This window comes from Nocardiopsis sp. NPDC058631 (genome assembly GCF_042716955.1).
Lineage (GTDB): Bacteria > Actinomycetota > Actinomycetes > Streptosporangiales > Streptosporangiaceae > Nocardiopsis.
The window spans coordinates 17809-31787 of the sequence record NZ_JBHXQY010000040.1; the positions used below are offsets into that span (position 1 = coordinate 17809).

Here is a 13979-nt window from a genome sequence, read left to right on the forward strand (position 1 = left end):
GTGCGCGGCCGGCCGGCACGGCCGACGGACGGGGAGATCATGGGCAGACGCGGTACGCGGGAGTCGGAGCGCGACGGGGACGGGGAGCCGGCGGGTGCCCCGGGCACGGAGCTGCTCGCCGACGCCGACCGGTCCGACTCGTGGTTCCTCGTGGTGGAGGGCACCCCGCAGTCCCACGTGGACCTGGCCGACCCGTCCTACCTGGACTTCTCGTACATGCGCAGGATCGCGCACGCCGCCGACCTCGTCGCGCCCGCGGGCGAGCCGGTCGACGCGCTGCACCTGGGCGCGGGGGCACTGACACTGGCCAGGTACGTGGCGCACACCCGTCCGGGTTCGCGGCAGCGCGCCGTGGACGTCGACGCCCCCCTGGTGGAGATGGTGCGGCGGCGGCTGCCGTGGGACCGCCGCGCCCAGCTGCGGGTGGGCATCGGCGACGCACGGGAGTGGATCGCGGCCCGGCACGCCGACAGCGCGGACCTGATCGTCAGCGACGTGTTCGCGGGTGCCCGGACCCCCGCGCGCCTGACGTCGGTGGAGTACTACACGGAGACGGCGCGCGTGCTGCGCCCCGGAGGCCTGTTGGCGGTGAACATCGGCGACGGCCATTCCCTGGAACACACCCGGGCCCAGGCGGCGACCGTCCGTGCGGCGCTGCCGTACGTGGCGCTGACGGCGGAGCCGGGGATCCTGCGCGGGCGCCGGTTCGGCAACCTCGTCCTGGTGGCCGGCCACCGGCCGCTCCCCTCGGAGGAGCTGGGCCACCGTGCGCACCGCGACCCGGCGATGGCCCGGATGCTGGAGGGCGAGGACCTGGACCGCTTCACCTCCGGTCGCGCGCCCGTCCGCGACGCGGACGCGGTCGACTCCCCCGCCCCGCCGGACGACGTGTTCTGAACCCGCCACGAAATTCCGACACAAGTGGCCGGGACCGGACAATGATCTCCTCCGAGGCTCCCGTACCTCCTACCGTGGCCCCATGCGAGTCTCCCCCGAGCTTCACGTCGGCACCGAGGTCCCCCGAGCACGGAAGGCGGAGCGGCCTCCCCTGCTGTGGCTCCACATCGTCGGCGCGTGGACCGTCGCCGCCGTCGGGGTCGCACTGGTCGGGGCCGTGATCCTGTGGTTCCTGGGCTTCCCGGAGATCAACCGCCCCGAGGAGATCGCCGTATCCGCCCTGGACGGGATCGCGGCCCGCGCGTTCGCCGTCGTCGCCGGATTCAGCGGTATCGCGCTCCTGGTGATCGCCTACCACCGGCAGCGGAACAACGACCAGGAGAACCTGAGAGCCCGGAAGGCGGCCGAGCGGGAGGACCTCAAGCTCTTCAACGACCGCTTCACCGACGCCTACACGGAACTCGGCGGTGAGCAGGCCGCGGTCAGGCTGGGAGCCGTCCACGCCCTGGCCCACCTGGCCGACGACGCCCCCGACCACGCGCTCAGACAGACGTGCGTCGACGTCCTCTGCGCCTACCTGCGCATGCCCTACGATCCCGAGCCCCCGCCGCTCCCGGAGGACGCCCCCGAGTCCCTGGTCGAGGAGCACCACGCCAGGCGGGCGCGGTTCGCCTCCTTCCGGGAGGTCCGCCACAGCATCGTCCGCGTCATCGGTGGGCGCCTCCAGGACCCGGACGGGCCCTGGCAGGGCCACACCTTCGACTTCGGCGGCGTCGTCTTCGACGGCGGCAGCCTCCGGGGAGCGGTCTTCTCCCGGGGAACGGTGAACTTCAACGGCGCGCGGTTCGTCGGCGGGGAGTTCGACCTCCGCTACACGCGGTTCACCGGAGCCAGGGTTTCCTTCCGCAGGGCGGACTTCACCGGTGGAACGGTCAACTTCCGCCACGCGCGCTTCCAGGCGGGCAGGGCGGACTTCTACCGTGCGCGCTTCCGGGGGAGCCGTGTGCTGTTCCACGACGCCCTGTTCGGTGAGAAGACCTCCCTCTTCGTGGAGGCGAGATTCGACGGGGGGAGCGTGGAGTTCGCCAAGGACGGCGAGGAGGAGGCGGTCGGGGCGCCTCCCCCCGGGCTGTCGGACGCCGCGGCCCGGGGTGCCCCGGGGGTGGCGGTGCTCCCGGAGCCGTGGAGCCGCCCGGAGGGCGCGTACTCCGGAGGGAGTACGCCGACGGCCGAAGATCAGCCCTGAGGACGACGCGCTGCCCCGAGGTGCTGCCCGTACTGTCAGTGGTGTGGCAGCACTACTCCCGCGCCCCACGCGCACCGACTCCTGGATCACCCTGGCACTGCTGGTCCTGTCCATGGGCAGCACGCTCGTGAGGGAGTGGGTCGTTCCCGTCCCCACGGACCGCGAACTCTGGCCGTGGGGGTGCGTCCTGATCCTGGCGGCGTGCCTGCCGCTCCTGTGGCGGACCGCCTTCCCCCGCGCGGTGGGCCTGGTCTCGGTCACCTCCGCGACCGTCTACTACCCCCTGGGCTTTCCCGACGGCATGGTCATGGTGTGCACCGCCGTCACGCTCTACGCCCTGGTCCGCCGGGGGTACCGCGTGTTCGGGTGGACGCTGGGCATCGGCCAGTTCGTCGCGGTCAACGCCTACGAGCTGTGGGCGGTCGGCAGTTACCGCTTCGAGGCGGTCGGCATGGTGGCGTGGGTCCTGCTGCTGCTGTGCACGGGCGAGGTCGTGCGCTGGCGCCAGGAGTACCTGCGGGCCGACCGGGAGCGTGCGGCCGAGGCCGGCCGCACGCGGGAGGAGGAGGTGCTCCGCCGGGCGTCGGAGGAGCGCGTCCGGTTGGCCCGCGACGTGCACGACACCGTCGCGCACAACATCTCCCTGATCAACGTGCAGGCCGGCACCGCCCTGTACCTGATCGAGACCGAACCCGAGCTCGCCGCGGAGGCCCTGGCCACCATCAAGCAGACCAGCAAGGACACCTTGACCGAGCTTCGCGGGATGCTCGGCGTCCTGCGCGCCGTGGACGAGGCCGCGCCGAGGTCCCCGGTCCCCGGGCTCGACCGGGTCGGCGAACTGGCCGAGGGCACGCGGGGGGCGGGACTCGACGTGGACGTCGAGATCACCGGTGCTCACAGGCAGCTGCCCGTGAGCACCGACTCCGCCGCCTACCGCACCGTGCAGGAGGCGCTCACCAACGTGGTGCGCCACTCCGGTGCGACGAGCGTCCGGGTCCGGATCGAGTACGGGGCGTCGTCCCTGATGGTCGAGGTGAGGGACGACGGACGCGGCACGGTCGGACCGCCGGTACCCGGCAACGGCATCACCGGAATGCGCGAACGGGCCGCGCTGGTGGGCGGCACGGTGGACGCGGGCCCTGTGGAGGGTGGAGGATTCCGGGTGCGGGCGCGGCTGCCGGTGGGGCGCTCCGAGCCCGGCCGACCGGATGCCGCTCCGCAGGACGTGCGCGACACGTCCGGCACCGACGAAACGAGGACACCGTGATCAGGGTGCTGCTCGCCGACGACCAGGCCCTGGTGCGCGCGGGTTTCCGCGCGCTGCTGGACAGCGCACCCGACATCGAGGTGGTCGCCGAGGCCCGTGACGGCGAGGAGGCCGTTCGGCTGACCCGCGCGGAGCGCCCCGACGTGGTCCTGATGGACATCCGCATGCCCGGAGTGGACGGCCTGGCCGCCACCGAGCGCATCCTCGCGGACCGCGACCTGTCGGGGACCAGGATCGTCATCCTCACCACGTTCGACCTGGACGAGTACATCTTCGAGGCTCTGCGCGCCGGGGCCAGCGGGTTCCTGGTCAAGGACACCGAGCCCCGTGACCTGTTGCAGGCGGTGCGGGTCGTGCACGGCGGCGAGGCGCTGCTGTCACCGGGGATCACCCGGCGGCTGATCGCCGACTACGCCCGCCGCCCACCCGACGCGCCGGAGCCGTCGGTCCGCCTGAACGGGCTCACCGACCGCGAGCGCGAGGTGGTCGCGCTGGTCGGGGGCGGCCTGTCCAACGAGGAGATCGCCGCCCGCCTGGTGGTCAGCCCGGCCACCGCCAAGACCCACGTGAGCCGCTCCATGGTGAAGCTGGGCGTGCGGGACCGCGCGCAGCTGGTCGTCATCGCCTACGAGACGGCCCTGGTCACGCCGCGGTGGAGCCAGGGCACCTGACCGCGCCGACCCCGGCCTCCCCCCACGGGACGCCGGGGTCGCCCCGGGGTCCTCCCCTACACCCACGGAAGCAGCCACCGGACCGCGCGTACCCCCGAGGAGGGTCGCCGGGAGCCCCCGCCGGGACGATGTGCCGGCCGTGACCGTCGTCGGATGCTTGGCGTGTTCCCACCGCCGATCGCGAGGCCCGACGATGCTCGAAGACCCTCTTCTCCTTGCGCGGCTCCAGTTCGCGCTGACCTCCGCCACGCACTACATGTTCGTGGCGCTGACGCTCGGGCTGGCCCCGTACATCCTCACCACCCAGTTCCTGTCCGCCCTGCGCGGTGACCGTTCGCGGATGACCGCCGTGCGCTTCTGGGGCGGCCTGTACCTCGTCAACTACGGCATGGGCATCCTGTCGGGCCTGGTGATGGAACTTCAGCTCGCCCTCAACTGGAGCGGCCTCCACGAGACGTTCGGCTACACGTTCGCGGCGCCGCTGGCCCTGGAGACGATGACCGCGTTCTTCATCGAGTCCACGTTCCTCGGGCTGTGGATCTTCGGATGGGACCGGATGGGCCGGTGGACGCACCTCGCCTGCTTCGCCGTGGTCACCGTGACGGCGTACGCCTCGGCGTGGTGGGTGCTGGTCTCCAACGGGTTCCTGCGCAACCCGACCGGATTCGAGATGGTGGACGGTGTCGCGCAGCTGACCGACCCGGTCGCCCTGATGACGAACCCCGCCGCCACGATGGCGTTCGGGCACATCGTCAGCAGCGCCATGACGGTCGGCGCCCTGGTGGTCGCCGCGACCAGCGCCTACCACCTGGTGCGGCGCGACGACCCGCACGGGATCTTCCGGCGCGGCATCCGCTACGCCGCGATCGTCATGAGCGTCGTACCGATGTTCGTCGTGGTCTTCGGCGGCATCCAGTTCGAGCTCTTCGGACAGGCCCCGCCCACCAGCGGGCTCACCTACACCGCCGAGGAGATCGAGGCGATCGAGGCCGCCTCCCCCGGCGGCCCGCTCCTCAACGGCGTCAACGCGACCGCCGACGTGCTCATGATGGGCCTGTGGGCGGTGCTGTTCTTCCTCGGCCCGATCATGCTGCTGGTCTGGCCCTTCGGCGGACTCGACCGGTGGCGGTGGTTCCTCGCCCCGCTGGTCGTCACCCCCTTCGCCCCCTACCTGGCGAGCGTCGGCGGCTGGGTGTACCGCGAGACCAACCGGCAGCCGTGGACGGTGGTGCACCACCTGACCACCGCCGACGCGGTGACTCCCATGTCGCCGGGCGCGGCCGTCGCCTCCTTCACCTTCTTCACCGTCGCGTTCGCGGTCCTGGCGGCCGTCACCTACTGGCTCCTGGTGCGGTATGCCCGGCGCGGCCCCGGGGGCGGACCCCTCGCGGAGCGCCGCGAGGAGCCCGAGGAGCCCGCCGACCCCGTCCACACGTTCTGACACAGGGAGACTCTCAGCCATGGACGTCCTGTCCCTCGCATCCTCAGCGCTCCTCGCCGCGTTCGTCGTGGGCTACTTCGTCCTCGCCGGGTCCGACATCGGCCTGGGCATGCTGATGCCGCACGTGGCGCGCGGACCAGGCCAGCGCCGACACGTGGTCTCCGCGATCGCCCCCTACTTCCTCGCCTCGGAGGTGTGGCTGGTCGCCGCCGCCGGGGTCCTGGCCGGCCTGTTCCCCGTGTTGGAGCACCACGTGGTCGCCGGGCTGTGGCCAGTGCTCACCGCCCTGCTCGCCGGATGGCTGGTCCGCGACGCCGGGTTGTGGCTGCGCGCACGTGTGGACCGGGCCCTCTGGCGCCTGGTCTGCGACTCCGCGATCGTCGCGGGCAGCTGGACGGTCGCGGTGACGTGGGGTCTGACGGTCTCGGGGCTGCTCGCCGGCGGCCTCACGGCCAGTGCGTTCACCGTGCTGTGCACCGCCGTGGTGGTGGCCCTGTTCGCCCTGCGCGGGGCGGCCTTCGGTGCGGAGCGGCTGGTGGGCCCCGTGGACGCGGAGAGCGCGGACGTGGCGGCCCGGGTCACCCGACCGCTGGCGCGGACGGCTCTGGGCGCGACGGTGAGCGCCGCTGCCGCGGCCCTCCTCCCCGGCGGTCCGGAGCCCTCGTCGGCGGCGCTCGCCGTGGTCCTCGCGGTGGTGCTCGCGGCAGCGTTGGCGGCGACCAGCGGACTGGCGGGGCCGATGCTGTCGCGCCACACGTCGGCACTGGCCATCGCCGTGCCGGGGCTCCTGGTCGCGGTGGCGGCGCAGCTCCCGTCGTCCCCGGTGCCGGTCGGGACCGGGGCGTTCGTCTGGATGACCCTCCTGCCCGCAATTCCGGTCATGCTCATAGGCCAGGTCTGGCTTTACCGAATAACACGCCGCCCAGCGGTCGAGGCGACCTTCTTCGCCTGACCCTGTGAGCCGCGGCTTCCCAGTTCGACCCGGGTGGGCCGGCCCGGAACGCAGACGGAGGGCGCCCGGTCACGTGTTGGCAGGGTTCTCGTCGCGGATTGGGAAAGCCGTGGACGGGGCACGCCAGGTTCCGGGAAGCACGCCCGCGGCGCCCCTCCTGTCCTGGGAGGATTCCCGGCGTGATCGCGCGCGGGCGCTGCCGAGCCCCGAGGAGTGACTGTGACCCACCCCCTGATCACCGTCCCTGACCTGAGCGGATGCAGCTGCGGTTCGGGCTGCGGCTGTGGCTGCCAGAGCGGCGGATCCTGCAGCTGCGGCGGCAACTGCTCCTGAGTCCCACCCCCCGCCGACGGGCCGCCCCTCCCCTTGGGGGCGGCCCGCACCTTTCGCTTCCCCTGGCCCCACACCCCGAGAGATCGCGACAAGGCGCGACACCGGGTATACGCTGTGTCACTACGTGAGGCTGCGTATCCACCCATCGGGGGAGATCAGCGATGTCGCCGTTCGCCAGACCAGCGCCACGGAGGGGAAACCTCTCAGAGCACGCGCGGCTGCTCCAGTGCGTGCAGGGCATCCAAGAGCGCTCCGTCCGAGCGGTCCCCTGGGAGCCGGACACGGTCGGCATCCCGGACGCCGGCTCCGACAGCGCCCTCGCCCGGATCAACGACGTCGCCTTCTACGCCAACGCCCGTGCCGAGGTGGCCGCGCTGGCGGGCGTCTGCGCCGGCCTGCTGCGACTGCACCGACCCGAGGAGCGGGACGAACCGGGCCGGCACCACTGCCGGGCCTGCCGCCTGCCCTGGCCCTGCCCCACCTTCGGCGAACTGGCCCGCCTCCTGAGCTGACCGGGGCCGAACGGGCGTCGCCCGCCGACGCCGGGGCGCGATCCGACGTCGACGGGCGACGGTCCTCTCACCTGCCGTCCGCTGACGACCGGCGACCGAACCGCCGGACGCCCTCACCGGGCCAGGTATAGGCAGAGGTTAATACTGGAACACGTTCTACCGCAAGCCCTGAATGCAAGACACCTACAGACAGGACCGGCCTCTCGACCAATCCCTGCCACGGTGGAACATGATCTACCCAAGGGCGCGTCGACGGCAGGGGCGGGTACCCAACGGATCAGGGGACCACGGCAGACCCCTTCCGGGGCGGCACAGGAAACGGGGCGGAACCCGGTGGAGGCGAGGGCGCCGGGGCGACGCGGGCCCGGCAGGGGCCGAAGATCCACAGGGCCGTCGAGGGGCGCGAACGCGAACCGGCACCGCGACGGTGCCGCTCCCCCGCCGAACGCGGGGGGCGGCCAGGCCCAGGGGCGGGGGACAGCCCCTGGGACCGACCGCGGGGGCGGCAAGGCGCAGCGACCCGGAAACCGCCGAGAGTAGTGCCCTCCCCGTGCGCCGAGGCGCGCCCTGCACCACTGACGTTAACGATTCAGCGGTAACACCAACAACCTCCATCAGATAACCGGAACGTCTCGATTTTTTCCGGCCATATCAGGAGGCACACGCTGAACTGCGGTGACACAGAGCCACACCTCCGTTTCGCTCCCGAAACCCCAGAAATCACAGAGCTAACGGGAGCCCCAGTGGGGGCCGCCACGATCCCACGAGGCGGGCCCCACCGACAAAAGGCCGACATCCACAAAACCGGGAATGGAAACAATCCGTGACTTCTCCCGGAAAGGTTGCACGGGGTTGCGTTTCCCGGTCCGGGCAAGTCGAATGCGTCCCGGGGCAGCCGCCCGGGGCGCGCTCAACTTATTCGCATGGCCAGCAGATAGGCGGAGGGGCTGTCCGCGTCAACGATATCGGTGACTCTCCACACCTGCCCTCCCACACTGAAGACATCTCCCACGTGGACGTCGATCATGGGCGTGGGGCGCCACTCCTTCGGGCCGCCGATCTTGGCCACCGGTCGGCCGTCATCGTCGATCCAGAAGCTCCCCCCACCGACCGGACCGCCCGCGAAGCGGTCGTTCCGGCCGTAACTGATCTTCTCCTGCGCGCCGACTTCGTGAACCACAGTGGATTCAGTCCCAACCGTCTCGGATTCTGTTGAAAACGCAGCCATGTTAACGCGGCCAGGGCAATTGCGCATGGCGATTTCGCGTCCGGCCAACGCTTCAGAAGAATAGCTGACAAAGGTAATGCGCGGGCCGGGACCAAAGTCCCGACCCGCGCAGGAAACCGTCCCCGCCTGAATTCTCAGTCCCGGTCGGCCGTACCCCGCCCGCCCTTGAGCCGGCCCACCAGCGTCTCGAACGCCGAGCTGAAGGGGTGGTCGTGCACCATGTACGTCCACGTCATCGACGGGCGCTTGACGCCGACCCCGCTGACGTCGAGCTCGCCGTCCTCGGCCTCCAGCCCCTCGAAGCTCTCCGCCGCACGGGCGCGCGCTTCGTCCAGGAACCCCTTGAACACCGGCACCGCGTCGCGGTTGAACTCGTCCAGGGGGTCGCGGCGTCCGAGGAACCGGAGGTGGATGCCCTCCCGCAGCTCCGCCAGGAACGCGTTGTGGTCGGTCCAGCCCCGGTCCAGGTGGTAGAGGGTGATGAGCCTGGCCGCCTGGGCGACCTTCTGCTCGCCCACCTCGTCCACCAGCTCCGCGTGCTGCTTCTTGCGGTCCAGCCTGACGTGCCGGTCGCCCTGGTCCCCGGTCAGGACCATCTCGCGGTGTTCCAGGACCACGTCGCGCTGGACGTCGATCAGCTGGTTGTACCGCCAGGTGTTGCGGTGGATCTCCAGGAGCTGGCCCTCGGCGATCCGCTGGGCGTGGTCGACCATGTGCAGCCAGCCCGCGTCGGTGATCTCGCCCTCGGCCGTGGTCTCGTACCCCGTCGTGTCGGGGGCGTTGTTCACCACCAGGTCGTCGTCCATGCTGACGAAGAAGATGGAGTCGCCGGGGTCGCCCTGACGGCCCGCGCGCCCGCGCAGCTGCCCGTCCAGGCGGCTGCTGGGGTAGCGGCCGAAGCCCATCACGTACAGGCCGCCGGTCTCCACGACCCGCTCGCGGTCACCCATGTCGCTGCCGCCCAGCCGGATGTCGGTTCCGCGACCTGCCATCTGGGTGGACACGGTGACGGCGCCGTGGGTGCCCGCCTCCGCGATGATCGACGCCTCGTCGGCGTCGTTCTTGGCGTTGAGGACCACGCAGTCCAGACCGGCGTCGCGCAGGCGACCGGCGAGCAGTTCGGACTCCGCCACGTCCTGGGTGCCGATGAGGATCGGCCGGCCGGTCTTGTGCACCTCCTCCGCCTTCGCGATGAGGGCGTCCTCCTTCTCCTCGCGCGTGGCGTACAGGCGCGTGCCGTGGTCCTCCCGGACGTTCGGCTTGTTGGAGGGGATGACCGCCACCTCCAGCTCGTAGAACTCGCGGAGCTGCTCGGCCACGGCCATCGCGGTACCGGTCATTCCTCCGCGCGTGGGATAGCGGAGCACGAGCGACTGGACAGTGATGGAGTCCAGGACCTCGCCGGTCTCGCTGGCGGCGACCTTCTCCTTGGCCTCGACCGCGGCCTGGAGCCCGTCCGGCCAGCGCTGGAGCAGGGCGATGCGGCCCCGGGACTCGTTGATGAGCCGGACCTCGCCGTCGCGCACCACGTAGTGGACGTCGCGCTGGAGCAGGACGTGCGCGTGCAGAGCCAGGTTGACCTGGGGGAGGATCGACGTGTCGTCCTCGGAGTACAGGTCGACCCCGCCCAGTGCCTTCTCGACCGCGTCGATGCCGGTATCGGTGAGCTGGACGTTGCGTCCCTCTGCGTCGATCTCGAAGTGCAGGCGGGGCTTGAGCGCGCGGACGACGTCCGCCATCTCCACGTCGGCGGCCACGCTCTCGGCGGCCCCGGCGAGGACCAGCGGAACGCGGGCCTCGTCGACCAGAACCGAGTCGGCCTCGTCGATGATCGCGATGTTGGGCGGCGGTACGACCCGGTCGTCGATGTCGGTGACCATCCGGTCGCGCAGGACGTCGAAGCCCAGCTCGCTGACGGCCGCGTAGGTGACGTCGCAGGTGTAGGCGGCGCGGCGCTCCTCCGGGGTGGAGTCCTCGGTGATCCACCCGACGGTGACACCGAGCATGTCGTAGACGGGGCGCATCCACTCGGCGTCGCGCCGGGCCAGGTAGTCATTGACGCTCAGGAGGTGCACGCGCTGGCCGCGCAGTGCGAACCCGGCCGCGGCGAGGGTCCCGGCGAGTGTCTTGCCCTCACCCGTCGCCATCTCCGCGACGTGGCCGTCGAGCAGCGCCATGACACCCAGGAGCTGCACGTCGAAGGGGCGCTCGTCCAGTGTGCGCCGGGCGGCCTCGCGGCCGACGGCGCACAGCGACACGAGGTCGTTGCGATCGTAGGGGAGTTCGGCGTTGCCGAGTTCGATGGCCTTCTCCGTCAACTCGGCGTCGCCGAGCTCACGCAGACCATCCTCCTCGGCCTCGATCGCCGACAGGAGCTTGGTATAAGGCCGCAGGTCCACCGCACCGGGCTTGCCCAGTAGGCGGCGGACGCTTTCCGCCATTCGTCCGAACACCACCACAGGGTAACGCCGCACACAACCCCTCGGAGAACCCCGGGCGCCCGTATACCGGGCCGGACGGGTCGATCCGGCTCTCGGACGGGTCGCCCGGACCTCAGACGAGCTGGCGCTTCGTGCGCTGGCGGGCCTCGACGGCCATGGCGTGCTTGACGAGGGTCACCAGCACCCGGACGACGGACTGTTTGTCGCGGGCGTCGCAGTAGACGACGGGGACCTCCGGGGGCAGGTCGAGTGCGTCGCGCAGCTCCTCGGCGGTGTAGGGGGCCTCGGGGTCGAACTCGTTGACGGCGACGACGAAGGGCAGCCTGTACTGGCGCTCGAAGTAGTCGAGTGCCTGGAAGGTGTCCTCCAGGCGGCGCGTGTCGGCCAGGATCACGGCGCCCAGCGCACCGCGGACCAGGTCGTCCCACATGAACCAGAAGCGCTGCTGTCCCGGGGTGCCGAACAGGAACAGGGTCAGGTCGGTGTCCAGTGAGATGCGCCCGAAGTCCATCGCGACGGTGGTGCTCGTCTTGTTCGGGGTGTGGGAGAGGTCGTCGACACCGGCGCTGGCGGCGGTGACCGCGGCCTCGGTACGCACGGGAGGGATCTCCGAGACAGCGCCGACGAACGTGGTCTTCCCGACCCCGAAGCCCCCGGCGATGATGATCTTGGTGGACAGCTCGGTGGGTGCGTGGACGTTGTTCGTGCTGTTGGCTGGATCGATCACAGTTAGTCCTAGCGAGAGTGCCGGGCCAGTACGGACGATGCGGCTCACAGGGCCCGGTCCTGAGGGGTGCGGCACTCCCGGGGTCCGAACCGTCACGGGAGGTGTCGCTCCTGGAACCTAACACCGCAAGGGCACCGGAGACGGCGTTTCGGGACAGTGGTGCAAGAGACCACATTCCCGACGGTGCAGGCCCTGCCGTCGCCAAGGCAGCAGGAACGGCCACGGGCGCTCGGGGCTCCCCGTGGCGGTGAGTCTTCTTCCCGAAACTCACCGTGATCAGGTAAGCACAGACTTCTACCCCGGAAGGTCGACTTTACGACATTGCGAGCGGCCATTTTCGGCCGCTTTCGGCCGCGTCGATCCCTGTGCGGCACCGCCCCCGGAGTCTACGGTGGAGGGCAGGGCCCCCGCGCCACAACGCGGTCGCGGTACGGACTCCTGGCACGAGGACGCGACCGCCCGCGGGAGCCCCCGCGGCGCCCCGGGGCGGGCGACCACGCACCGACGTCCCGCTCTTCGACGTCGGTCCGGTCGACACCTCAGGTCGGCGTTCCGGCGCCCCACCGGCCCACAACCGTCCACGTGGGCCGGTGGAGGCTGGCTGCCCCGCCCACGCGACCCCGCCGGCCCTGCCGTGAACGGGCTCCGCGGACCCCGGCGCCTCCCACACGCCGCGGGACCGGGTACGGGCACGGCGCGGGCCGACCACGGCTTCCCCACGGTCCTGCCAGGGCCGGGGCCGGGGCCCCTCCCCCGGGTTGGCCGTAGGATGGGCTCGCCCTCCCCGCGCCGGACCAGCACGTGCGCACACGCGCCCGCGTCCGGCCGAGGGCGAGCCACCCGAAACGACCCTCCCAAGGGAGCCGAGAACCCCACATGTCCGATCAGCGCGTCGTCCGTCCCACTCCCATCAGCGGTTTCCCCGAGTGGACCCCACAGGTCCGGGCCGTGGAGCAGCGCTGGCTGGACCATATCCGCGCCGGGTTCGAGTCCTTCGGCTTCGCGTCGGTGGAGACCCCCTCGGTGGAGAACCTGGACGTGCTGACGGCCAAGGGCGAGACCTCCCAGGAGGTCTACACCCTGCACCGGCTCCAGGCCGACGCCAAGGACGACTCCGACTCGCGGCTGGGGCTGCACTTCGACCTCACCGTGCCGTTCGCCCGGTACGTCGCCCAGCACTTCAACGAGCTGACGTTCCCGTTCAAGCGCTACCAGATGCAGCGCGTCTGGCGGGGTGAGCGGCCGCAGGAGGGGCGCTTCCGCGAGTTCACGCAGTGCGACATCGACGTCATCAACGTCGACTCCGTCCCCCTGCACTTCGACGCCGAGCTCCCCCGTATCGTCCACCGGGTGCTCAGCGGGCTCGACATCCCCGCGTGGACGCTCAACGTCAACAACCGCAAGGTGCTCCAGGGCTTCTACGAGGGGCTGGGGGTCAAGGACCCGGTCGCCGTGATCCGCGCCGTCGACAAGCTCCACAAGATCGGTGACGGCGGCGTGCGGGACATCCTCCTGACCGAGGGCCTCAGCGGGGAGCAGGCCGACGCGTGCCTCGCCCTGGCGCACGTCAAGGGGTCGGGCGAGGACGTCGCCGCACGCGTGCGGGAGCTCGGCGTCGCCTCCGACCTGCTCGACGAGGGCCTCGACGAACTCGTCTTCGTCATGGACGACCTCGCCGACCTGCCCGAGGGCGCCGTGGTCGCCGACCTGTCCATCGCCCGCGGTCTGGACTACTACACCGGCACCGTCTACGAGGCCTCCTTCGACGACGACCCCGGTTACGGCAGCATCTGCGCGGGCGGGCGGTACGAGAACCTCGCCGGACAGTTCATCCGCCGGAAGCTGCCCGGGGTCGGTATCTCCATCGGCCTCACCCGCATCTTCGCCAAGCTCGTCGCCGAGGGGCGGATCGGGGAGGGGCGGACCTGCCCCACCGACGTGATGGTCGTGGTGCCCGACGCCGAACGCCGCCGGGACGCCCTGCGCACCGGTGAGCAGCTGCGCGCCCGCGGGTTCAACACCGAGGTGTTCCACTCCACCGCCAAGGTCGGCAAGCAGATCCAGTACGCGTCCAAGAAGGGCATCCCCTTCGTGTGGTTCCCCCCGTTCGACACCGACGGCGGCCACGAGGTGAAGGACATGGGGTCGGGCGTCCAGGGACCGGCCGACCCCGGCACCTGGTCCCCTGAACCCTCCGTGTCGGACAGCGCAGGGTAGTCGACCCGTAGCACCTGATCGACCGTCATGGGCGGTTTCCGGCTGCT

The 13979-nt window shown here is 71.1% G+C and carries 11 protein-coding genes; 8 read left to right on the top strand and 3 right to left on the bottom strand.

Features of this window, described 5'->3' with window-relative positions; genetic code table 11:
- Positions 1 to 39 precede the first annotated feature (39 nt).
- The 7 genes from ACFWTE_RS15255 to ACFWTE_RS15285 all read left to right on the top strand — a co-directional run bounded on the left by ACFWTE_RS15255 (position 40) and on the right by ACFWTE_RS15285 (position 7319).
- Entirely contained in the window at positions 40 to 897 is an 858-nt protein-coding gene (locus ACFWTE_RS15255; protein ID WP_378780009.1) for a spermidine synthase, read from the top strand.
- 823 nt (positions 898 to 1720) lie between these two features.
- Entirely contained in the window at positions 1721 to 2143 is a 423-nt protein-coding gene (locus ACFWTE_RS15260) for a pentapeptide repeat-containing protein (protein ID WP_378780037.1), read from the top strand.
- A gap of 43 nt (positions 2144 to 2186) precedes the next feature.
- Entirely contained in the window at positions 2187 to 3410 is a 1224-nt protein-coding gene (locus ACFWTE_RS15265) for a sensor histidine kinase (RefSeq protein WP_378780010.1), read from the top strand.
- Complete coding sequence (locus ACFWTE_RS15270) at positions 3407 to 4081, top strand: response regulator (protein ID WP_378780011.1); 675 nt, start codon at positions 3407 to 3409, stop codon at positions 4079 to 4081. The genes ACFWTE_RS15265 and ACFWTE_RS15270 overlap by 4 nt, the downstream gene beginning before the upstream one ends.
- Before the next feature lie 193 nt (positions 4082 to 4274).
- Positions 4275 to 5522, top strand: coding sequence for a cytochrome ubiquinol oxidase subunit I (locus tag ACFWTE_RS15275; protein ID WP_378780012.1), 1248 nt, complete (start codon positions 4275 to 4277; stop codon positions 5520 to 5522).
- Between the two features lie 19 nt (positions 5523 to 5541).
- Positions 5542 to 6474 (top strand): cytochrome d ubiquinol oxidase subunit II, encoded by a 933-nt coding sequence (locus tag ACFWTE_RS15280; RefSeq protein WP_378780013.1) that lies wholly within the window; start codon positions 5542 to 5544, stop codon positions 6472 to 6474.
- Between the two features lie 494 nt (positions 6475 to 6968).
- Positions 6969 to 7319: a hypothetical protein gene (locus ACFWTE_RS15285; RefSeq protein ID WP_378780014.1), complete on the top strand. Its 351-nt coding sequence runs from the start codon at positions 6969 to 6971 to the stop codon at positions 7317 to 7319.
- Positions 7320 to 8229: 910 nt separating this feature from the next.
- On the opposite strand, the gene ACFWTE_RS15290 is transcribed toward ACFWTE_RS15285, so the two are convergent.
- The 3 genes from ACFWTE_RS15290 to ACFWTE_RS15300 all read right to left on the bottom strand — a co-directional run bounded on the left by ACFWTE_RS15290 (position 8230) and on the right by ACFWTE_RS15300 (position 11715).
- Positions 8230 to 8499: a DUF6406 domain-containing protein gene (locus tag ACFWTE_RS15290; protein WP_378780038.1), complete on the bottom strand. Its 270-nt coding sequence runs from the start codon at positions 8497 to 8499 to the stop codon at positions 8230 to 8232.
- 182 nt (positions 8500 to 8681) lie between these two features.
- Positions 8682 to 10988 carry an accessory Sec system translocase SecA2 gene (gene secA2 / locus ACFWTE_RS15295; RefSeq protein ID WP_378780015.1) on the bottom strand — a complete coding sequence of 769 codons (2307 nt, stop codon included), beginning with the start codon at positions 10986 to 10988 and terminating at the stop codon, positions 8682 to 8684.
- Positions 10989 to 11100: 112 nt separating this feature from the next.
- Positions 11101 to 11715 (bottom strand): ATP/GTP-binding protein, encoded by a 615-nt coding sequence (locus ACFWTE_RS15300; RefSeq protein WP_378780016.1) that lies wholly within the window; start codon positions 11713 to 11715, stop codon positions 11101 to 11103.
- A gap of 876 nt (positions 11716 to 12591) precedes the next feature.
- Here ACFWTE_RS15300 and hisS point away from each other — a divergent pair.
- Positions 12592 to 13932, top strand: coding sequence for a histidine--tRNA ligase (gene hisS, locus ACFWTE_RS15305; RefSeq protein ID WP_378780017.1), 1341 nt, complete (start codon positions 12592 to 12594; stop codon positions 13930 to 13932).
- Positions 13933 to 13979 lie beyond the last annotated feature (47 nt).